This window comes from Burkholderia sp. L27(2015), assembly GCF_009765705.1.
Lineage (GTDB): Bacteria > Pseudomonadota > Gammaproteobacteria > Burkholderiales > Burkholderiaceae > LMUX01.
The window spans coordinates 52765-73645 of the sequence record NZ_LMUX01000021.1; the positions used below are offsets into that span (position 1 = coordinate 52765).

At 60.9% G+C, this 20881-nt stretch carries 18 protein-coding genes; 14 read left to right on the forward strand and 4 right to left on the reverse strand.

Going from position 1 to position 20881, the window contains the following annotated elements; translation table 11 throughout:
• Positions 1-92 precede the first annotated feature (92 nt).
• Positions 93-962, reverse strand: a complete 870-nt coding sequence (gene speE, locus GSQ77_RS18700; protein ID WP_158904287.1) for a polyamine aminopropyltransferase — start codon at positions 960-962, stop codon at positions 93-95.
• A gap of 514 nt (positions 963-1476) precedes the next feature.
• Here speE and tkt point away from each other — a divergent pair.
• Both tkt and gap read left to right on the forward strand, forming a co-directional pair.
• Positions 1477-3507: a transketolase gene (gene tkt, locus GSQ77_RS18705; protein WP_301951173.1), complete on the forward strand. Its 2031-nt coding sequence runs from the start codon at positions 1477-1479 to the stop codon at positions 3505-3507.
• A gap of 42 nt (positions 3508-3549) precedes the next feature.
• Positions 3550-4560: a type I glyceraldehyde-3-phosphate dehydrogenase gene (gene gap, locus GSQ77_RS18710; RefSeq protein WP_158904289.1), complete on the forward strand. Its 1011-nt coding sequence runs from the start codon at positions 3550-3552 to the stop codon at positions 4558-4560.
• Between the two features lie 161 nt (positions 4561-4721).
• Here the strand turns inward: gap and fur are convergent, their stop codons facing one another.
• Positions 4722-5150 (reverse strand): ferric iron uptake transcriptional regulator, encoded by a 429-nt coding sequence (fur, locus tag GSQ77_RS18715; RefSeq protein WP_158904290.1) that lies wholly within the window; start codon positions 5148-5150, stop codon positions 4722-4724.
• A gap of 104 nt (positions 5151-5254) precedes the next feature.
• Between fur and GSQ77_RS18720 the strand changes: the two genes are divergently transcribed.
• From GSQ77_RS18720 to GSQ77_RS18765, 10 genes are all read left to right on the forward strand, one after another.
• Complete coding sequence (locus GSQ77_RS18720; RefSeq protein WP_158904291.1) at positions 5255-5983, forward strand: outer membrane protein assembly factor BamE; 729 nt, start codon at positions 5255-5257, stop codon at positions 5981-5983.
• Positions 5984-6016: 33 nt separating this feature from the next.
• Positions 6017-6814: a 4-hydroxy-tetrahydrodipicolinate reductase gene (dapB, locus tag GSQ77_RS18725; protein WP_158904292.1), complete on the forward strand. Its 798-nt coding sequence runs from the start codon at positions 6017-6019 to the stop codon at positions 6812-6814.
• Between the two features lie 90 nt (positions 6815-6904).
• On the forward strand, positions 6905-7576 hold the full coding sequence (locus GSQ77_RS18730) for a MotA/TolQ/ExbB proton channel family protein (RefSeq protein WP_158904293.1): 672 nt from the start codon (positions 6905-6907) through the stop codon (positions 7574-7576).
• A gap of 135 nt (positions 7577-7711) precedes the next feature.
• Positions 7712-8176, forward strand: coding sequence for a biopolymer transporter ExbD (locus GSQ77_RS18735; protein ID WP_158904294.1), 465 nt, complete (start codon positions 7712-7714; stop codon positions 8174-8176).
• 126 nt (positions 8177-8302) lie between these two features.
• Positions 8303-10918, forward strand: coding sequence for a leucine--tRNA ligase (gene leuS, locus GSQ77_RS18740; RefSeq protein WP_158904295.1), 2616 nt, complete (start codon positions 8303-8305; stop codon positions 10916-10918).
• A gap of 31 nt (positions 10919-10949) precedes the next feature.
• Complete coding sequence (gene lptE / locus GSQ77_RS18745; RefSeq protein ID WP_158904296.1) at positions 10950-11486, forward strand: LPS assembly lipoprotein LptE; 537 nt, start codon at positions 10950-10952, stop codon at positions 11484-11486.
• 71 nt (positions 11487-11557) lie between these two features.
• Positions 11558-12619 (forward strand): DNA polymerase III subunit delta, encoded by a 1062-nt coding sequence (holA, locus tag GSQ77_RS18750; RefSeq protein ID WP_158904297.1) that lies wholly within the window; start codon positions 11558-11560, stop codon positions 12617-12619.
• A gap of 128 nt (positions 12620-12747) precedes the next feature.
• Positions 12748-14037, forward strand: coding sequence for a glutamate-5-semialdehyde dehydrogenase (locus GSQ77_RS18755; RefSeq protein WP_158904298.1), 1290 nt, complete (start codon positions 12748-12750; stop codon positions 14035-14037).
• A gap of 57 nt (positions 14038-14094) precedes the next feature.
• Positions 14095-14517 (forward strand): CopD family protein, encoded by a 423-nt coding sequence (locus GSQ77_RS18760; RefSeq protein WP_158904299.1) that lies wholly within the window; start codon positions 14095-14097, stop codon positions 14515-14517.
• A 15-nt stretch (positions 14518-14532) separates the two neighbouring features.
• Positions 14533-15144: a 2-hydroxychromene-2-carboxylate isomerase gene (locus tag GSQ77_RS18765; RefSeq protein WP_158904300.1), complete on the forward strand. Its 612-nt coding sequence runs from the start codon at positions 14533-14535 to the stop codon at positions 15142-15144.
• On the opposite strand, the gene GSQ77_RS18770 is transcribed toward GSQ77_RS18765, so the two are convergent.
• Positions 15134-15970, reverse strand: a complete 837-nt coding sequence (locus GSQ77_RS18770; RefSeq protein ID WP_158904301.1) for a MurR/RpiR family transcriptional regulator — start codon at positions 15968-15970, stop codon at positions 15134-15136. The genes GSQ77_RS18765 and GSQ77_RS18770 overlap by 11 nt on opposite strands.
• A gap of 365 nt (positions 15971-16335) precedes the next feature.
• Here GSQ77_RS18770 and edd point away from each other — a divergent pair, with 365 nt between their 5' ends.
• Positions 16336-18171: a phosphogluconate dehydratase gene (gene edd, locus GSQ77_RS18775; RefSeq protein ID WP_158904302.1), complete on the forward strand. Its 1836-nt coding sequence runs from the start codon at positions 16336-16338 to the stop codon at positions 18169-18171.
• Positions 18172-18301: 130 nt separating this feature from the next.
• The gene (eda, locus tag GSQ77_RS18780) at positions 18302-18946 is read left to right on the forward strand and encodes a bifunctional 4-hydroxy-2-oxoglutarate aldolase/2-dehydro-3-deoxy-phosphogluconate aldolase (protein ID WP_158904303.1); all 645 of its coding nucleotides are present in this window, start codon (positions 18302-18304) and stop codon (positions 18944-18946) included.
• A gap of 257 nt (positions 18947-19203) precedes the next feature.
• Here eda and purB read toward each other — a convergent pair whose 3' ends face one another.
• Positions 19204-20604 (reverse strand): adenylosuccinate lyase, encoded by a 1401-nt coding sequence (gene purB, locus GSQ77_RS18785; RefSeq protein WP_158904304.1) that lies wholly within the window; start codon positions 20602-20604, stop codon positions 19204-19206.
• Positions 20605-20881: the final 277 nt, after the last annotated feature.

Below are 20881 nucleotides of genomic sequence, written 5' to 3' on the forward strand. Positions count from 1 at the left end.
AGAGATCTGGTGAGCAGGTGCAGCAGTGTCAGGAGCCGGCGACCTTATACACGCACTGATGCACGCAGCTTCGCGTGCACCTTCGTATGCAGCTAGACATTGAGCAGATCCTGAATATACTGCGGCAGCGAAAAAAGCGCGGCGTGCAGTGCGGGGTGATAGTAACGCAGGTCGTGCAGGCGACGTTCGGCAAACCGACCGGCGAGCAAGCACAACGGCAATGCTCTGGGGTCGCACGCATCGCTGGCCACGGCCATCGCCCATAGACCGCCGTACAACGGTATGGCGGCAGTCGATATGGCGACGTGTCGAAATGCGAGACGCAAAACGTCGACGAGTTGGCGGACCCGTGCCTGTTGAAAAAACGGCGCGCCCAAGTGCAGAGAAATCAACGCCTGCGGTGTAAGGATCTGCTTGAGCTGGGCAAAAAACGCGGGTGTGAACAGTCCGCGCGCCGGCGAATCGGGCGGTGTCAAATCGAATATCACGAGATCGAAGCGCGCAGGTTCGCGCAGTGCCAGTTGTTCGGCGACGAAATCGGCCGCGTCGCCGATGACAAGGCTCACACGCGGATCGTCGAGCGCGCCGCGATGCACTTGCGGCAGGCATTGGCGCGCCAGCGCAACCACCGCCGCATCCAGTTCGGCGACGACGACTTCCTCGATACCCGGATGCTTGAGCAATTCGCGTGCGGCGGCGCCATCGCCGCCGCCCAAGACGAGCGCACGGCGTGGTGCCGGATGAGTCAGCGCGCACGGATGAACCATGCACTCGTGATAGATAAACTCGTCGCCGGTTGCCGTCATCGGACGGCCGTCGAGCAGCAGGACGCGTCCCAGTGCGGGCGTGTCCACGATTTCGATGCGTTGATGGCGGGATTGGATTTGAATAACCCTGCGGCTGATCGATAGACCGTAGGCTGCGGTCTCGTTAAGCCAGTGCTGCAGGGCGAGGTCTTTCATAGGCGCTCCGGGGCGTGTCGACGATGGCAAGTCCAAGGCCCGGGTCTAAGGCCCGAATCTAAGGCCCGGGTGATCGGCCGCGGTCATAGACCCATTGCGCAAGCCCCATCTCCCGTGGCGCGGCACCGTCGCTGCGTTTTGCTCAAGGCCATTATGCCACTCGGGACGAGGCCCGCAGCGCGTCGCGCGTCTCATAGTGCCGAGCTTGGCGAGAGGCTATGACAGAGGCAATCGTCCTATTCTGTTAGAATATCGACCTTCGCCGCCCTGGCGTCGCGGGATCAAAACCGGCTTCCTCAGTCAGGGTTTCGGGTTCGAGGCGCCGGCTGAGCTGGTGCCGAGCGAGCCCGGTCGATACTCATTCGTTGCTGCTTCGGGGGCCGCTTTGGTGGCTAGCGGGGCGGCTTCCATGACGGTTAATGCAGCCGCTGTATTGTTAAGCGCTGCTACACAGAACGCATGCCTTCGGATTCATATGACGACCCCGCCTATCAGTCAAACTGCGAATGAAACTGTGACCCAAACTGTGACCCAACCCGCGAGTCAAACCGCGCTCATGGCCAATGCAATCCGCGCGCTCGCGATGGATGCGGTCCAGCAAGCCAATTCCGGCCACCCCGGTATGCCCATGGGCATGGCTGAAATTGCTGTTGCGCTTTGGCACCGCCATCTCAAGCATAATCCGGTCGATCCGCACTGGCCCGATCGCGATCGGTTCGTTTTGTCCAATGGTCACGGTTCGATGCTGTTGTACTCGTTGCTGCACCTGACGGGCTACGATCTGCCGCTCGACGAGTTGAAGAATTTCCGCCAGATGCATTCCAAAACGCCGGGGCATCCGGAGTTTGGCATGACGCCGGGCGTGGAAACCACCACCGGGCCGCTGGGCCAGGGGCTGGCGAACGCGGTCGGGATGGCGCTTGCGGAGGCGCTGCTGGCCAAGGAGTTCAATACCGAGCGCCTGAAGATCGTCGACCACCACACCTATGTCTTTCTCGGCGATGGTTGCCTGATGGAAGGCATTTCGCACGAAGCGTGTTCGCTGGCCGGCACGCTCAAGCTCGACAAACTCATCGCGCTGTACGACGACAACGGCATTTCGATCGACGGCCACGTCGAGCACTGGTTTGCCGACAACACCCCCCAGCGGTTCGAAGCCTATGGCTGGCATGTCATCGCGAACGTCGATGGCCACGATGTCGAGGCGCTGGACGCCGCGATTGCCGCCGCGAAATGCGCGGGCAAGCCGACGCTGATTTGTTGCAAGACGGTTATCGGTAAAGGTTCGCCCAATAAGGCCGGCACTCACGATGTGCACGGTGCTGCGCTGGGCGCCGCGGAAATTGCCGCAACGCGCGCGGCACTGGGCTGGAGCGCCGAGCCGTTCGTGATCCCGGCCGAAGTCTATCAAGCATGGGATGCCAAAGCCGCAGGGGCCACGGCCCAGGCGAGCTGGCAAAAAACGTTCGACCAGTACCGCGAAGCGCACGCCGAGAAGGCCGCGGAATTCGAACGCAGGATCGCCGGAAAGCTGCCGCAGCGCTGGTCGCAGGCCGCGGCCGAGATCATTGAAAGCGTCAACCTGAAGGCCGAGACGGTCGCTACACGCAAGGCCTCGCAACAAGCGATCGAAGCGATTGCCGCGGTGCTGCCCGAGTTGCTCGGCGGCTCGGCCGATCTGACCGGCTCGAACCTGACCAACTGGAAAGCATCCAAGCCCGTGCGCGCAGGCCAGGACAGCCTCGAGTGGGGCAATCACATCAACTTCGGCGTGCGTGAGTTCGGCATGAGTGCGGCGCTGAACGGAATCGCACTGCATGGCGGCTACATCCCGTTTGGCGGCACGTTTTTGACCTTCTCCGATTACAGTCGCAATGCGTTGCGCATGGCCGCGCTGATGAAAATCCGCTCGCTGTTCGTGTTCACGCACGACTCGATCGGACTGGGCGAAGACGGCCCGACGCACCAGTCGGTAGAGCATGTTTCCAGCTTGCGCCTGATTCCGCATCTCGACGTCTGGCGTCCGGCCGACACGGTCGAGTCGGCGGTGGCCTGGACCGAAGCCGTGGGGCGTCAAGGTCCGAGCTGCCTGATCTTCAGTCGCCAGAATTTGCCGTTCGTGCCGCGTAGCGACGCGCAGATTGCGGGTATCAAGCGTGGCGGCTACGTGGTGCGCGACTGGAATGACGACATCCCGGCTCGCAAGATCATCCTGATCGCCACCGGTTCCGAATTGGAGTTGGCGATGGCCTCGATCGAGCCGCTGGCTCGCGTGGGAATCGGCGCACGCGTCGTGTCGATGCCGGCCACCACCGTATTCGATCGGCAGGACGCGGATTGGCGCGAACGGGTATTGCCGCGCGGCGTGGCTCGCGTCGCGATCGAAGCGGGTGTAAGCAGCTTCTGGCACAAATATGTAGGTCTGGACGGTGGCCTGGTTTGCCTCGATACATTTGGCGAATCGGCGCCGGCTGGCACCCTGTTCAAGCATTTCGGCTTCACCGTCGAACACGTGGTAGCGACGGCCAAGAAGACGCTCGGCTAATTTAGGTAACGGTTCTACTGAGTTAATACTGGAGATGACATCATGACGGTACGCATTGCAATCAACGGCTATGGCCGGATCGGACGTAACACGCTGCGCGCGCTTTACGAAGGCGGCAAAAAGCACGATATCGAAATCGTCGCAATCAACGATCTGGGCGATGCGTCAACCAATGCTCATCTGACGCAATACGACACGGCGCATGGCCGTTTCCCCGGCACGGTGACCGTCGACGGCGATTATATGGTGGTCAACGGCGACAAGATCCGCGTGCTGGCCAACCGCAACCCGGCCGAACTGCCGTGGGGTGAACTCAAGGTCGACGTGGTGCTTGAGTGCACCGGCTTTTTCACCACCAAGGAAAAGGCCAGCGCCCATTTGAAAGGCGGCGCAAAGAAAGTACTGATTTCGGCCCCCGGCGGCAAGGATGTCGACGCGACCATCGTGTACGGTGTCAATCACCACATCCTGAAAGCCAGCGATACGGTGGTTTCGAACGCATCGTGCACCACCAACTGTCTGGCGCCGCTGGTCAAGCCGCTGAGTGACAAACTGGGCATCGTCAACGGGCTGATGACCACCATCCATTCCTATACCAACGACCAGGTTTTGACCGACGTTTATCATGAAGACTTGCGCCGCGCTCGCTCGGCCACGCACAACATGATCCCGGCCAAAACCGGTGCCGCGGCGGCGATTGGCCTGGTGTTGCCGGAACTGAACGGCAAGCTCGACGGTTTTGCGATTCGCGTGCCGACGATCAATGTGTCGTTGGTCGACCTGTCGTTTATCGCTGAACGCGACACCACGGTCGACGAAGTGAACGCCATCATGAAAGAAGCCGCGGACGGCTCGCTCAAAGGCATCCTCGCTTACAATACCGCGCCGCTGGTTTCGGTCGACTTCAACCACAATCCGGCTTCGTCGAGCTTTGACGCGACCCTGACCAAAGTGTCGGGCCGCCTGGTCAAGGTGTCGAGCTGGTACGACAATGAGTGGGGCTTCTCGAACCGGATGCTCGATACGGCGGTGGCGCTGGCGACAGCCAAGTAAGCTCGGCCAAGTAGAGGGGGCAAGGTAAAGCTGGCGAAGTAACGCCGGCCAAGTAGAGCGCGGTCAGCGAAACGCAGCAAAACGCAGCAGGCGCAAAAAAGCCGCGAGCGGGGGCCATCCCCACTCGCGGCTTTTTAATGATCTCGATTCTGCTTGGCCGCTTAGTGCTTGCGATTGGGACAGTTTTCCCGGCGGCATGAGCCATACAGTGCGAGCGCGTGCTCATGCAGTTCGAACCCGCGTTCTTTCGCGATCGACTGCTGGCGTCGTTCGATTTCGGCGTCGTAAAATTCTTCGACCACACCACAATCCAGGCACACCAAGTGATCGTGGTGGGTTCCTTCGTTGAGTTCGAACACGGCCTTGCCCGATTCGAAGTTGCTGCGGCTGAGCAGGCCCGCTTGCTCGAACTGAGTCAGAACCCGGTAAACGGTGGCGAGCCCGATGTCGAGTTCCTCCTGCAGCAAGTGACGATAGACGTCTTCGGCTGTCAGATGCCGGACACTGCTGTTCTGGAAAATCTCGAGGATTTTCAGTCTGGGCAAGGTCGCCTTTAGACCAATATTTTTCAGATCCGAGGGATTAGTCATCGTGGGGCAAGCCTAGAGTACAATACGAAGCCCCAATAATAATGGGTTTTAGGCTTTTACTGTCAGAATCAAATCAGCGCATCTAAACGCGGCAAGTGGGTGAAATGACATCAAAATTCTTGTTCGACTTGACTGGACGCCTGGCTGCGCGGCGCACCGGCCATCGCATTGCTGTACTGGCCCTGGCCGGCGCGGTCGGTACGCTCAGCCTCGGGGCGTGCTCTACGTATAACAGTTTGACGCAGAGCATTGCACAACGCATAACCCCGTATCGCATTACGATCGTGCAAGGCAATTTTGTCTCAGCCGAAGCGGCCGCCAAGCTCCAGGCGGGCATGTCGCGCAACGACGTGCGTCTGGTGTTGGGTACGCCGTTGCTCACTGACATGTTCCACAGCGATCGCTGGGATTACATCTTCTATTTTAAACGGGGCTCGACCGACGTGGTCCAGCAGCGCGTACTGACGGTCTATTTTGACAGTGACCGGCTCATGCGTTGGACCGGGGCCGAAGATCTGCCGTCCGAGCAGGAACTGTTGGCGCAAATCGACGGCGATCGCAAGAGCGCCAGGTCGCTGGAGACGGAGCGCAAGGCTGCGGCGGCTGCTGCTGCCAGTGCAGCGGTGGCTGCCAGTGCCGCGGCCGCAGCTGCGCCAGTGACGGCGCCAGCGCCGAGCGCTGCAGCCAACGTGCCCGCAGCACCGGTGGGCGACACCTCCGGTGGCAGCTACGGGCTACGGGCGCCGGCTGCGCGCAACACCTCGCAGCAGTTCACGCTGCCCACGCCGACCTCGGTGGCGACGCCGCTGGACGCCGCGTCGGCCGCGAAGTAACAGGCTTGCCCTCTACGCCGTTGTGGTGACGTTATGAAAATTGCTATCGCAGGGGCATCCGGCCGCATGGGCCGGATGCTGATCGAAACCGTGTTGGACGACCCCGATGCGCAGCTCACGGGGGTGCTCGACCGGCCCGGCAGCCCTTTGCTTGGGCAGGACGCCGGCGCGCCGCTGGGCCGACAAACCGGCGTGTTGATCACCGATGACACCGAACAGGCACTCGTCAACTCCGAGTTCTTGATCGATTTCACCCGTCCGGAAGCGACGCTCGCGTATCTGAAGGCGGCGCGTCGTCACGGGGTCAAATTGATCGTCGGCACCACCGGCTTTAGCGACGCGCAGAAGGACGAGTTACAGCAGGCCAGCCAGACGGTGGCGATGGTGGTCGCGCCCAACATGAGCGTGGGCGTCAACGTTACCTTCAAGCTGCTCGAAATCGCCGCGCGTTATTTAGCGACCGGCTATGACATCGAGGTCATCGAAGCCCATCACCGGCATAAGGTCGATGCGCCGTCAGGCACGGCCTTGAAAATGGGCGAAGTGCTGGCGCAAGCGTTGGGACGTGACTTGGCGCAGTGCGCCGTCTATGGGCGCGAAGGCGTTACCGGCGAGCGCGATCCGTCGACCATCGGGTTCTCGACGATACGCGGCGGCGACATCGTAGGTGATCACACAGTGCTGTTCGCCGGCATCGGCGAGCGCATCGAGATCACCCACAAATCGGCCAGCCGCCTCAGTTATGCACAGGGCGCGCTGCGCGCAGCCCGCTTTCTCGCGACCCGCACGAGCGGCTGCTTCGATATGCAGGACGTGCTCGGGCTGCGTTGAACGCAGGGTTGGCGTCGAGATTGGGCGTATGGCTGCATGGCGTTGCACGTCGCTGCATGCGGCATCCCTCGGCTAAATCAAAGGTCCTGAATGGCAACCACTGGCGTACTCCATTATCTAGAAGCCGGCGACACGGTGACTCACGGCGTCGCATGGCTTTTGGCTATCATGTCCGTGGCCAGTTGGTGTTTCCTGTTGGCTAAGAGCTGGATGCTCAGCCGTACCCGTCGGCAGGCGCCGCGCGCTCTGGGCGTGTTCTGGCAGGCGCCTTCGCTGTCCGAGGGGGTGCTGGCGATGCGCGGCGTCGAACGCGAACGGGTTTTCACGCCGTTGGCCGAGGCGGCCTTGCAGTCGGCCGAGGCCGACATGCCTGCGGCGATGCTGGCGCGCGTCGAACTCGATGAACGGGTGCTACGCAGTCTGAGATTTGCCTTGCACGCATCGCAACGCCGACTCGAATTCGGCCAGGTGCTGCTCGCCTCGATCGGCAGCACGGCGCCTTTCGTCGGTTTGCTGGGGACGGTGTGGGGCATTTATCACGCGTTGGGAAACATCGCCGTAAGCGGCCAGACTGCGCTCGAGAATGTCGCCGGCCCGGTCGGTGAAGCGCTGATCATGACGGCGTTCGGCCTGGTCGTGGCAATTCCGGCTGTGCTGGCCTACAACGTGCTGGGCCGCATGATACGGCAGCTGGGCGAAGACCTCGACGGGTTTGCGCACGACCTGCATGTGTACGTATGCGCGACGCGCACCGACGTGTAAATGGCGCGGAGCACGGTACAAAGCGGGCGTAACCCGGCGGGCGTAACCCAGCGGACGTAAGCCGCCAAAGCCGACCTGGGCGCCCAAAGCACGGACCTAGGGACCGAAGCGGATCAACCCGACAGGAGCACTCTCATGGCGTTCGGTGGATTTGACCCACATGGCGCAGGCCGATCCAAAGCGGCGCCGATGTCCGATATCAACATGACGCCGCTGATCGACGTGATGCTGGTGCTGTTGGTGATTTTCATCATCACCGCGCCGTTGCTGACGCACGCGATCCGACTCGATTTGCCGCGCGTGGCGGCGGCCAGCGCGCCTGAAACGCGTCGCACCGTTACCGTTACCGTCGACGCCGCGGGTAAGCTGTACTGGAACGATAAAGCGATTTCGCTGACCGACCTGCGCACGCGTATGACTGATGAAGGGCGTAGTCCAGAGCCGGCCGAACTGCATCTGCGCGCCGATCAGGCCTCGCGCTATCAGGTGATCGCCGCGGTTATGTCCGCCGCTCAGCAGGCCGGATTGTCGCGGATCGGCTTCGTTACCGAACCGCCGAGCGCGAACGTGACGCCCCAAAATGTAACTCCGCCTAATTGAGCCAATAGCGTGACCGCTTAGCGCTCCGTTGCGGCTCGTCCAGCCGGTATAATCAAGGACTTTGGTTGCAGGCAAGTGCCACACTAAAGCAGCCCCAAACCCTGTACCCAGTACCCAGCCAAGACTATGCAAGATAAATACGTACCCGCCGAAATCGAAACCGCAGCGCAAGCGCAGTGGCACGCGACCGATGCCTATAAGGCGGTCGAGCGCGCCGACAAGAAAAAATTCTATTGCGTCTCGATGCTGCCTTATCCGTCCGGCAAGTTGCACATGGGGCACGTGCGCAACTACACCATCAACGACGTGATGTATCGCTATCTGCGTATGAACGGCTACAACGTGCTGATGCCCATGGGCTGGGACGCGTTCGGGATGCCCGCTGAAAATGCGGCGATGGCCAACAACGTCCCGCCGGCCAAGTGGACCTACGACAACATCGCGTACATGAAAAAGCAGATGCAGGCGATGGGTCTGGCGATCGACTGGTCGCGCGAATTCGCCTCGTGCAAGCCCGAATATTACAAATGGAATCAGTGGCTGTTTCTCAAGCTGCTCGAAAAAGGCATCGTCTACAAGAAGACGGGCACGGTCAATTGGGATCCCGAAGACCAGACTGTGCTGGCCAACGAACAGGTGATCGATGGACGCGGCTGGCGCTCCGGCGCGCTGATCGAAAAGCGCGAGATTCCGATGTACTACATGCGCATCACCGATTACGCCGACGAGTTGCTCGGCGACCTCGACGCGCTGGGCTGGCCCGAGCGGGTCAAGATCATGCAGCAAAACTGGATTGGCAAAAGCTACGGCGTCAACTTCGGTTTCCCGTATGAGCTCGATGGCGAGCGTGCGCTGCTGCGCGTGTTTACCACTCGTGCCGACACCATCATGGGCGTCACCTTCTGTGCCGTCGCGGCCGAGCATCCCCTGGCCACCCGCCTCTCGCGCGACAATCCGGCGTTGCAGAGCTTTATCGACGAGTGTAAACGCGGCGGTGTGGCCGAAGCCGACATGGCGACGATGGAGAAGAAAGGCGTCGCCACGGGATTTTTCGTCAATCACCCGCTCAGCGGCGAACCGGTTGAAGTCTGGATCGGCAATTACGTGCTGATGAGCTACGGCGAAGGGGCCGTGATGGGCGTGCCGGCGCACGACGAGCGCGATTTCGAGTTCGCGAATAAATACGGGCTGCGGATCAAACAAGTGGTCGACGTTGAAGCACAACCCTATTCGACCGAGCAGTGGCAGGAATGGTATGGCGACAAAGCGCGCGGCACGCTGATCAACAGCGGTGCGTATGACGGGCTGACGTTCGAGGACGCCGTCGATAAAATTGCGGAGCAGCTCAAAGCGCTCGGACTCGGCGAGAAACAGGTCACATGGCGCCTGCGCGATTGGGGCATTTCGCGCCAGCGCTATTGGGGCACGCCTATCCCCATCATTCATTGCGACACCTGCGGCGACGTGCCGGTGCCCGAACAGGATTTGCCGGTGGTGCTGCCCGAAGACCTGGTGCCGGACGGCAGCGGCAATCCGCTGGCCAAATCGGCCGCATTCGTCAATTGTGTGTGCCCGAAGTGCGGAGCGCCTGCGCGTCGCGAAACCGACACGATGGACACCTTCGTCGACTCCGCATGGTATTTCTCGCGCTACGCCTGCCCTGATGCCACCACCATGGTGGATGAGCGTGTCGAATACTGGATGCCGATGGACCAATACATCGGTGGTATCGAGCACGCCATTTTGCATTTGCTGTATTCGCGTTTCTGGACCAAGGCCATGCGCGACCTGGATCTGATCAGCTTTGCCGAGCCGGCCAAGAACCTGCTCACGCAGGGCATGGTGCTCAACGAGACGTTCTATCGCGAGAGCGATAGCGGCAAGAAGACCTGGTTCAATCCGCTCGATGTCGCAGTCACCCACGACGAACGCGGTAGGCCGGTGGGCGCGGTGTCGAACGCCGACGGCAAACCCGTCGTGCTCGGCGGCATCGAAAAGATGTCGAAGTCGAAAAACAACGGCGTCGATCCGCAATCGCTGATCGATCAATACGGCGCTGACACCGCACGCTTGTTCACCATGTTTGCGGCGCCCCCGGAGCAGCAGCTCGAATGGTCGAGCGCCGGCGTCGAAGGCGCAAGCCGGTTTTTGCGGCGCGTCCACCAGTTCGGCTATGGGTTGCTTGCACGCGTGGGCCAGTATGGCGCCCCGCTCGATGCAAAAGCTGATCTGAGCACCGCGCAGAAAGCGCTGCGTCGCGAAATCTATCTGGTGCTCAAGCAAGCCGATTTCGATTACCAGCGCGTTCAATACAACACAGTCGTCTCGGCTGCCATGAAAATGCTCAACGCCATCGACAGCGCCAAGAATCTCGGCGACGGTCCGGTTGCAACGGCTGTTTTGCACGAAACGTACGGTATCTTGTTGCGGGTGTTATACCCGGTCGTGCCGCATTTGACGCACCAGTTGTGGGATGCGCTCGGTTACGCCGCCAGCTTCGGATCGTTGCTCGATGCCCCGTGGCCCAAGGTTGACGAAACCGCGCTCGAACAAGCGCAACTCGAATTGGTGCTGCAAATCAACGGCAAGGTTCGCGGTAGCGTTAGCGTGGCCAGTGACGCCAGCCGCGAAAGCATCGAAGCGGCTGCGCTGGCGCACGAAATGTTCGTCAAGTTCAGCGATGGGCAAGCACCGAAAAAAATCGTGGTCGTGCCGGGACGGCTGATCAATATTGTGGTCTGAAGATTCATAGATTTCGTCGATAGGAAGCACAGTGATGCGCAGACTCTGGTTAATCCTCGCAAGCAGCATGTTGCTGCTGTCCGCTTGCGGCTTTCATTTGAAAGGGGAGCAGGATTACGCGTTCAAGCGGCTATACATCGTCGCCCCGGCTGACATGCAGGCGCGCATGCGCCGCTTGATCGAGGGGGGCAGTGATACCGTCGTGGTCGAGGACAAAAAGGACGCGGATGCGATTCTTACCGTGACGGAATCGAGTAACCAGAGAACGCTGACCTTGAATCTGCTGGGGGTCGCGCAGGAGTATGAATTGGTCTCCTACTTCTCTTATCAAGTCAGTGCGAAAGACGGTCACGTACTGATTGCTCCGAGCACGATCCGGCTGAACCGTTCGCTCACGTATAGCGATCAGTTTTATCTGGCGAAATCGACCGAGGCCGATTTGCTTTACGCGGATATGCGCAGCGACGCCGCCGATCAACTGGTGCGGCGCCTGTCGGTGGTGCGCAGCTTCAACTCCACGGTGCCGGGCATCAATCCGCACGGCCCGTTACCCACGCCGCCGCTGTAAGTGGGCGACGCGAGTGTCTTCGAGGGTGCATTGCGAGGTGGGATTAAATACGCACAGTTTCCGGAGCTGCGATGCAACTGCGTGCTGATGGGCTAGAACCCCACCTGGCCAAAGGGTTGGGGCGCTGCTACACCGTTTTTGGGGACGAGCCGCTGCTGGTTCAAGAGGCGGTCGACCGGATTCGGGTGGCCGCGCGTGCCGCGGGCTTTACCGAGCGTTCGGTCTTTTCGGTCGAGCGTGGTTTCGACTGGAGCGTGCTGCTGGGCGCCAATCAGTCGATGTCTTTGTTCGGCGATCGGCAACTGATTGAATTGCGCATCCCCACCGGCAAGCCGGGCAAGGAGGGTGGCGAGGCACTGCGTACGCTGGTGGCCACGGACAATCCTGACAGCATGCTGCTGATCACCTTGCCACGGCTGGACGCCGCCACGCAGAAGGCCGCCTGGTTTTCGGCGCTGGCGGAGCGTGGCGTGAGCGTGCGCATCGATGCGGTCGAGCGGGCGCACCTGCCGAACTGGATTGCACAGCGCTTGGCCACGCAAGGGCAAAAGTTCGCTGCCGGCGAAGAAGGTCGCCGAGCGCTGCAATTTATCGCAGAAAAAATCGAAGGCAATTTGTTGGCGGCACATCAGGAAATCCAGAAACTGGGTTTGCTGTATCCGAGCGGCGTGCTGAGTTTCGAGCAGGTGCAGGATGCGGTTTTGAACGTGGCCCGTTACGACGTCTTCAAGCTCAACGAGGCCATGCTCGCCGGCGACGTGTCGCGTCTTGCCCGCATGATAGACGGCTTGCGCGGGGAGGGCGAAGCCGCCGTGCTGGTGCTGTGGGCGGTCGTCGAAGAGATACGCATGCTGTTGCGCGTGAAGCGCGGCGTGGCAGCGGGCAAGCCGGTCGCTACGCTGTTACGGGAAAACCGCGTGTGGGGGCCGCGTGAGCGGCTCGTCGGTCCCGCGGTGGCGCGACTGAGCGAAGCGGTGCTCGAGCGCGGCCTGTCACTGGCTGCGCGGCTGGATCGCCAGGTCAAAGGACTCAGCGGCGCGGTGCCCGGCAACAAGCTCAGCGAGCCGCCGGCCAATCCCTGGGATGGCCTATTCGAATTGGCGATGACGGTAGCGTTGGACGGCCGCCGCTAACTTTCACACGAACGTTTTACAATGGAAGCTCAGCCGACTGACCGCGCGGGTTGCGCAGCGGGGCGATTGAGCGAATTGGCCAACCGGATTGGCTGAACGCGTGGCTAAAGAACTCGATAAAGAACACGATGGATATCGAACAAAGCATGAATCAGTTGGGCCAGCGTGCGCGTGCCGCATCGCGGGCGATGGCACGCGCTTCGAGCGCCGCAAAAAACCAGGCGTTGGATGCGATCGCGCATGCGCTTGAACGCGATGCGGCGCGTCTGAAGGCGGCCAATGCGCGTGACGTCGCGCGCGCTACTGAAAACGGCATGGACGCAGCGTTCATCGACCGCTTGACACTGTCCGACAAGGCGCTCCACAGGATGATCGTCGGGCTGCAGCAGGTGGCCGCGCTCGCCGATCCGATCGGCGAGATCAGCAACCTCAAGTTTCGTCCGAGCGGGATCCAGGTCGGGCAGATGCGCGTGCCGCTGGGCGTGGTCGGCATCATCTACGAATCGCGTCCCAACGTCACGATCGATGCTGCCGCGCTATGCCTGAAATCGGGCAATGCGACCATCTTGCGCGGCGGCTCCGAAGCGATTGAAAGCAACACCGCGCTTGCGCTCCTGATCGGCGAGGGGCTGGTGGCTGCCGGCTTGCCGGCCGACGCCGTGCAAGTGGTGGCTACTACCGATCGCGCGGCGGTAGGCAAGCTCGTCACAATGACCGACTATGTCGATGTGATCGTGCCACGCGGTGGCAAAGGGCTGATCGAACTACTGATGCGCGAAGCGCGGGTGCCGATGATCAAGCATCTGGACGGCATCTGTCATGTGTATATCGACGACTCCGCCGACCTGAACAAGGCAGTAACCGTAAGCGACAACGCCAAGACGCACCGCTACGGCACCTGCAATACGATGGAAACGTTATTGGTGGCGCGCGGTATAGCGCCGCGCATCCTGCCGCAATTGGCGATGATCTACCACGGCAAGCACGTCGAACTGCGGGTCTGCGCCGAAACGCGCGTGCTGTTGCAAAACGCTGCCGCAGAACACGGTGCGGTATTCGGTTCCTTGGTCGACGCGACCGAGGCTGACTGGAGCACCGAATATCTGGCGCCGGTACTCGCCATCAAGATCGTCGACGATCTTGATGCGGCGATCGAGCACATCAACCACTATGGCTCGGCGCACACCGACGCGATCGTCACCGAGAACTACGACCATGCGATGCGCTTCTTGCGCGAGGTCGACTCGGCAAGCGTGATGGTCAATGCCTCCACACGTTTTGCCGATGGCTTCGAATTCGGGCTGGGCGCCGAGATCGGCATCTCCAACGACAAGCTGCATGCGCGCGGCCCGGTCGGGCTGGAGGGGCTGACTTCGCTGAAATATATCGTGCTCGGGCATGGCGAGGCGCGCCAATAGTGCATCCGGTCTGGCCGTTCGGCCAGCTATCCGCTCCTTCTCGTCACAGGTATCCTGATGGCCTATTTGTGGGTTAAAGCAATACACATCGTGCTGGTGGCGTCGTGGTTCGCCGGGCTGTTTTACCTGCCGCGCATCTACGTCAATCTGGCGATGGAAACCAACACCGCGGCCGTGCAGCGCTTGCTGCTGATGGCGCGCAAATTGTTTCGCTTCATGACGGTCATCGCTGTTGCGGCGATCGCCTGCGGCCTTTGGCTTTGGCTTGCGTTGGGCATCGGCCGTGGCCAGGCATGGATGCATGCCAAGCTCGGCGTCGTGATTTTGCTGCTGTTCTATCACGTGTATTGCGGCGTGCTGTTGCGTACGTTCGAGCGAGGCCGCAATACGCGTAGCGATCGCTGGTATCGCTGGTTCAACGAATTTCCGGTGTTGGGTATGCTGGCAGCAGTGGTGTTGGTCGTGGTCAAACCGTTCTAATCGAAGGTGGGAAAGATGGCGAAAGTTTGCGAGTATTATTTCTCACCGGTGTCGCCGTACACCTATTTGGGGCACGCGGCATTCGTCGCGTTGGCTAAGGCGCATCATGTCCAGATTGTGCTCAAGCCCTTCGATCTCGGGCGCGTGTTCTCGGTCTCGGGCGGTTTGCCGCTGGCGCAACGCCCGGTTCAGCGCCAGAACTATCGACTGGTCGAGTTGCAGCGCTGGAGCGAGTTCCGGCAGATCCCACTGAATGTGCATCCGAAGTTTTTTCCGGTCGCGGCCGATCCCGCGTGTCGCTTGCTGGTTGCCGCGCAGCTGGCGCACGGCACCGAGCGTACGCAACCGCTGATCGCCGCGATCACCCGTGCGGTTTGGGCCGACGAATTGAATATCGCCGATGAGGCCACGCTGATCGGGCTTGCCCAAGCGCTGGGCCTGGACGGCACGTCGCTGATGAAGGCCGCCGATGGCGCAGGCGCCCAGACGACGGTCGCGCAGCACACCGATGACGCGATCGCAGCCGGCGTATTTGGTTCGCCGTGGTTCGTTTATGACGGTGTGTCGTACTGGGGGCAGGACCGCCTCGATTTTCTCGAGCGCGCGTTCACCGCGCCTACGAAGTAAGCCGGCGCCGGTTCAATACCTCCTTGGCGCGTGCCAGCTTGCCCGCAAGCTCCGGGCCGCGCTGCAAGGCCACGCCAACCGCCAATATGTCGCCGATCGCCAGATGCGAAATGCGCGACGTCATCGGCGCATAAATATCGCTGTCCTCGTCGAGATTGGCCATTAGCGCAACGCTGGCCAACCGCGCGAGCGGCGAGTGCCCATGCGTGATCGCAATCACGCTGGCGCCGCAGGCGAGCGCCGATCGGGTTGCATCGATGACGTCGCGTGTGCGGCCCGTGTTCGATACCGCCACCATCACGTCGCCGGCATCGAGCAAGGCGGCCGACATCGAGAAGGTGTGCGGGTCGCTATAGGCGACGCTCGGTACGCCGAGTCTGAAAAACTTATGCTGGATATCGAGCGCCGCAACACCCGAGCCACCAGCGCCATAGAACTCTATCCGGCGCGCATGCACGAGTAGTTCGATCGCGTGGGCCACGCTGTCAGTCGACAAGTTGTTGCGTACGTCCATCAAGGCCATGATGGTACGGTCGAACACTTTGGCCGCTATCCCCGCCGCCCCTTCATCGGGCAACACATCGCGATACACCACGGGCAAGGTCGACGCGATGCTTTGCGCCAGTCTGATCTTGAACTCACGAAAACCGCTGCACCCGAGCGCATGGCAAAAGCGCGCGATGGTCGGCTGACTGATGCCGGCACGGGCCGCCAATTCGATCATCGACAGGTCGACCACTTCGCGCGGCGCAGCGCTGATGTAGTCGGCAAGCTGGCGTTCCGAGGGGCGCAACTGAGGGCGGATCTCATCGATACGATTCAACATAGGCGTGGGCTTGTAGAGGAATGGGTGCGCATGACGCGGTGTGAGTGCGGGGACGTAGAGAATTCTAGTAGAAAAACTACGGATTATGTGAAGAACTATGTGAGGAATAATGTTGATGAGTTTCCGCAACTGTCGGTAATTCAGTCTGCTAGGGAGGAGTTATAAGCAAACTAAGGCATGCGTGATGATCCCTGTGGATTGGGCGAGGATGCGACAATACGACAACAAGAGATTTGCCAGCGTGTAGTTTTTCTACTAAACTGGCTTGACTCAGCTTCCTTCATCGCGTCGTACAGATCGGTCCGCGGGCTCGGGGCTATCGATTTGTCCGCGCGTAGTCCCTAGCGTCCGCACGAGGTCTTTTGATGGTTTCTCTACACCCCCAACTCGAAACAGTGACCGCCCGTGTGGTGGCGCGCAGCGGCAAGAGCCGAGCTGCCTATCTGGCGGGTATCGCGCGCGCGCAAGGGCAATTTCCGTCGCGTACCGCGCTGTCGTGTGCCAATCTGGCGCACGGTTTCGCCGGCGTCGAAGGCCACGACAAGATCGCGATCAAAGCGCTCAAGCAACCCAACATCGGCATCGTGTCGTCCTATAACGACATGCTGTCGGCACACGCGCCGTACGCCGGCTATCCCGAGGTGATCAAGCGCGCAGCGCGTGAAGCGGGGGGCGTGGCGCAGGTCGCCGGGGGCGTGCCGGCCATGTGCGACGGCATCACCCAGGGCAATCCCGGCATGGAGCTCTCGCTGTTCTCGCGCGAGGTGATCGCCATGAGTACCGCGGTCGCACTGACGCACAATATGTTCGATGCAGCGCTATGCCTGGGCGTTTGCGACAAGATCGTGCCGGGCCTGTTGATCGGCGCTTTACAGTTCGGCCATCTGCCGACCATTTTCGTGCCGGCCGGCCCGATGACCAGTGGGCTGTCCAACGGCGACAAAGCCAAAGTCCGCCAGCAGTACGCAACCGGCCAACTCGACCGGGAAGCCTTGCTGGAAGCCGAGTCGGGCGCCTATCACGCACAGGGCACCTGCACGTTTTACGGCACGGCCAACAGCAATCAACTGCTCATGGAGGTGATGGGGCTGCATCTGCCTGGCTCGGCGTTCATCCATCCCTACACACCGTTGCGCGAAGCGCTGACCGCTCAGGCCGCACGGCGCGTGCTTGAGCTGACCGTCGATCGAGGCGAGTACACACCGATCGGCCAGGTCGTCGATGAGCGCGCGATCGTCAATGGCATCGTCGGCTTGCTGGCAACCGGTGGGTCGACCAATCACACGCTGCATCTGGTCGCGATTGCGCGGGCCGCGGGGATCCTGATCGACTGGGACGATTTCGACCAGCTTTCGCAAGCCGTGCCTTTGCTGGCACGCATCTATCCGAACGGCAGCGCCGATATCAACCACTACCATGCGGCCGGTGGCATGGCGTTTCTGATTCGCGAACTGCTCGACGCCGGTTTGCTGCATGAAGAGGTGAATACGGTGGCCGGCCGCGGTCTGCGCCGCTACACCGAGGAGCCGAAATTGCTCGACGGCAAGTTGAGCTGGGTGGCCGGTACGCCCCACAGCCTGGACACGACGGTATTGCGGGGCGCGGCCGATCCGTTTGCTGCAGATGGCGGTCTACGGTTGATGCAGGGTAAGCTGGGGCGTGGTGTCATCAAGATTTCGGCGGTTGCGCCGCAACATCGCAGAATCCAGGCGCCCGCGCTCGTGTTCGATTCGCAGGAGGCCGTGCAACGCGCGTTCGACGCCGGCGAACTGAAACGCGATTTCGTCGCCGTGGTGCGGTTCCAGGGCGCACGCGCCAATGGCATGCCGGAACTTCATCGGCTTACGCCGCTGCTGGGGGTGTTGCAGGATCAGGGCTTCCAGGTCGCGCTGGTGACCGACGGCCGTATGTCGGGGGCATCAGGCAAGGTTCCGGCAGTCATCCACGTTTCGCCGGAAGCGCTGTTGAATGGTCCCTTGGGCAAGCTGCGTAGCGGCGACACGGTGGTAATCGACGCCGAACGAGGCATACTGGATGTCCAGATCGACCCGCAACTTTGGGCGCAACGCAGCGTCGAACAGCCTGATGATGCCGTTGACCACGCAGTCGGCTTTGGCCGCGAGTTATTCGGTGTGTTTCGGCGCTCGGCCGCCCCTGCCGAGGCTGGCGCGTCGATATTCGGTCCGTTAATCGGCGAATGAGCGGCGAATGAGCGGCGAATGAGGTGTCGGAGTGATGTGTTGACCCGGTCGCCAAGCCAGCCCTCACGCCAGTGGCCAAACAACTCGGCAAGCAGATCGCCAAACAGATCGGCAAAGCAAGGAGTATGAAATGACTGCAAATGAAACGATTGCCCATGTGGTGAATATCGGACCGGTCATTCCGGTGCTGCAATTCGACGATGTGGCGCAGGGCGATGCGGTGTGTCGCGCGCTGTATGCGGGTGGCGTCAAGGTGATGGAAATCACGTTGCGAACCGATGCTGGTTTGCAGGTCATCGAGCGCGCGAGCAAGATTGCCGACGACATCGTCGTGGGTGTGGGCACCTTGACTCAGCCGGGCCAGTGCGCGGCGGCTGTCAAAGCGGGGGCGACGTTCGGCGTTTCGCCGGGGCTTACCCGGGGACTCGATCAGGCTGCCAAGGATGCAGGTTTGCCTTTGCTGCCCGGTGTCATGACGCCCAGCGAAATCATCGCCGCGCTCGAGGCCGGGTACGAAATCGTCAAGTTCTTTCCGGCTCAACAAGCGGGCGGTCTTGCCATGTTGCAGGCGTTCCAGGGGCCGTTTCCCGGGCTCAAATTCTGTCCCACCGGCGGCATCACTTACGAGAACGCACCGAACTACCTGGCGTTGCCCAATGTCGTTTGCGTTGGCGGTTCATGGCTGACACCGAAGACGTTGATGCAGGCGCAAAACTGGCAGGAAATTACGCACTTGGCGCATGTTTCAAGCGAACTGGCGCGTCATGCTCGGTGAGCTTGAGTCGGCTTCTTTTGAAGCGACAACACTGAGTGACAGTCGCGAATGACAGCCGCGAGTGACAAAAAGAAGTCGCCAAAATAAAAGGAAAAATAAAAAAGCGCCGCTCGGAATTTCCGGCGGCGCTTTCTTTTGCGGGTCACGCGATTTTTCGAGACTCAATACTCAACCGCGGCTCGACCCTTCGAACGCGCGCAACGCAGCGGATGATCATGGCGTCATCGATGCGCCTGGTCGACGTTCATTGACTCCGCTTATTTGATCCGCTTAGCCAGCGCCACAGCCTGCCCCACATACGAAGCTGGCGTCATCGCCATGAGCCGCGCCTTCGCATCATCGGGGATCGCCAAACCGCCGACGAACTTCTGCAGCGCTTCACGCGTGATCCCTTTGCCGCGCGTCAGCTCCTTGAGCTGCTCATACGGATTCTCGATGCCGTAACGGCGCATGACGGTTTGCACCGGCTCAGCCAATACTTCCCAGCAATCGTCGAGGTCCTCGTCGAGGCGTTGCGCGTTGAGCTCGAGCTTGTCCAGACCGCGCAAGCACGAATCGTAGGCAAGCAGGCTGTAACCAAACGCCACGCCGATATTGCGCAGCACGGTCGAGTCGGTCAGATCGCGTTGCCAGCGTGACACGGGCAACTTGTCCGCCAAGTGGCGCAGCATCGCGTTGGCCAGGCCCAGATTGCCTTCCGAGTTTTCGAAATCGATTGGATTCACCTTGTGCGGCATCGTCGACGAACCGATTTCGCCGGCTTTGGTTCTTTGCTTGAAATAACCGACCGAGATGTAGCCCCAGATATCGCGGTTCAAATCGAGCAATACGATGTTGGCGCGTGACACCGCATCGAACAGTTCGGCCATGTAGTCGTGCGGTTCGATCTGGATCGTGTACGGATTGAAGGCCAGGCCCAGCCGGGTTTCGACGACTTCGCGCGAAAAGGCTTCCCAGTCGAGATCGGGGTAGGCCGACAGATGCGCATTGAAATTACCGACCGCACCGTTCATCTTGCCGAGCAACTCGACGGCCGCGATGCGCTCGATGGCGCGCGACAAACGTGCTGCCACGTTGGCCAGTTCCTTGCCCAGCGTAGTCGGGCTGGCCGGTTGGCCGTGCGTGCGCGACAACATCGACTGTTCGGCATATTGATGAGCGAGTGCCACGAGCTTGTCGCGCAGCGCACGCAGCGCCGGCAGCATGACATGCTCGCGAGCCCCCTTGAGCATCATCCCGTGGGACGTATTGTTGATATCTTCGGAGGTGCACGCGAAATGGATGAATTCGCTGGCGCGTTCGAGTTCCGGCTGTCCTTTGACGGCTTCCTTCAACCAGTACTCGACCGCTTTCACGTCATGGTTGGTGACGCGCTCGATATCCTTGATGCGGGCCGCATCCTGGGTGCTGAAGCGCTGCGCGAGGTCGAGCAGAAATTGCTCGGAGGCAGCGGAGAAGCGCGGCACTTCGGCCAAGCCGGCCTGCGAGAGCGCGATTAGCCAGTGAATTTCGACCTTGACCCGGTGCCGCATGAACGCCGCTTCCGACAACCATTCGCGCAGCGCTGAGGTTTTGGTAGCATAACGGCCATCCAGTGGAGAGAGCGCGGTCAGCGCATTGAGGGGTTCGGTAGAGGGGTCTGTACGGGTATCTGACATGGTATCGGCCTATGAACAATACGGGATTTTATCACTCGCGCTCGCGGCGGCGTCGTGAACTGCGTGCGCGCCTGTCATCGTGACGTGCAATGGTGTCGTGTAATCATGACGTGCAAGCGGCTGGCGACAGGGCAATGGCAGTCGATGGCATTCGGTCATACGCGATGCCGGGAAGCGGTTGGGGCGAACGTCCTAAAACAAATCGTGCGGATTCGTCAAGCACTCGCGGTCAAGAAAAGGCGTGGTTGCGGGGTGGTTGATTGGGTCTTAAGTGTGG

Bases quoted from the DNA above. Each gene is read 5' to 3' on its own strand.
- edd (WP_158904302.1), top strand. From the start codon at position 16,336: ATGGTTTCTCTACACCCCCAACTCGAAACAGTGACCGCCCGTGTGGTG.
- GSQ77_RS18735 (WP_158904294.1), top strand. From the start codon at position 7,712: ATGGCGTTCGGTGGATTTGACCCACATGGCGCAGGCCGATCCAAAGCG.
- eda (WP_158904303.1), top strand. From the start codon at position 18,302: ATGACTGCAAATGAAACGATTGCCCATGTGGTGAATATCGGACCGGTC.
- fur (WP_158904290.1), bottom strand. From the start codon at position 5,150: ATGACTAATCCCTCGGATCTGAAAAATATTGGTCTAAAGGCGACCTTG.
- GSQ77_RS18720 (WP_158904291.1), top strand. From the start codon at position 5,255: ATGACATCAAAATTCTTGTTCGACTTGACTGGACGCCTGGCTGCGCGG.
- dapB (WP_158904292.1), top strand. From the start codon at position 6,017: ATGAAAATTGCTATCGCAGGGGCATCCGGCCGCATGGGCCGGATGCTG.
- leuS (WP_158904295.1), top strand. From the start codon at position 8,303: ATGCAAGATAAATACGTACCCGCCGAAATCGAAACCGCAGCGCAAGCG.
- GSQ77_RS18760 (WP_158904299.1), top strand. From the start codon at position 14,095: ATGGCCTATTTGTGGGTTAAAGCAATACACATCGTGCTGGTGGCGTCG.
- GSQ77_RS18770 (WP_158904301.1), bottom strand. From the start codon at position 15,970: ATGTTGAATCGTATCGATGAGATCCGCCCTCAGTTGCGCCCCTCGGAA.
- GSQ77_RS18730 (WP_158904293.1), top strand. From the start codon at position 6,905: ATGGCAACCACTGGCGTACTCCATTATCTAGAAGCCGGCGACACGGTG.
- holA (WP_158904297.1), top strand. From the start codon at position 11,558: ATGCAACTGCGTGCTGATGGGCTAGAACCCCACCTGGCCAAAGGGTTG.
- gap (WP_158904289.1), top strand. From the start codon at position 3,550: ATGACGGTACGCATTGCAATCAACGGCTATGGCCGGATCGGACGTAAC.
- GSQ77_RS18765 (WP_158904300.1), top strand. From the start codon at position 14,533: ATGGCGAAAGTTTGCGAGTATTATTTCTCACCGGTGTCGCCGTACACC.
- speE (WP_158904287.1), bottom strand. From the start codon at position 962: ATGAAAGACCTCGCCCTGCAGCACTGGCTTAACGAGACCGCAGCCTAC.
- GSQ77_RS18755 (WP_158904298.1), top strand. From the start codon at position 12,748: ATGGATATCGAACAAAGCATGAATCAGTTGGGCCAGCGTGCGCGTGCC.
- purB (WP_158904304.1), bottom strand. From the start codon at position 20,604: ATGTCAGATACCCGTACAGACCCCTCTACCGAACCCCTCAATGCGCTG.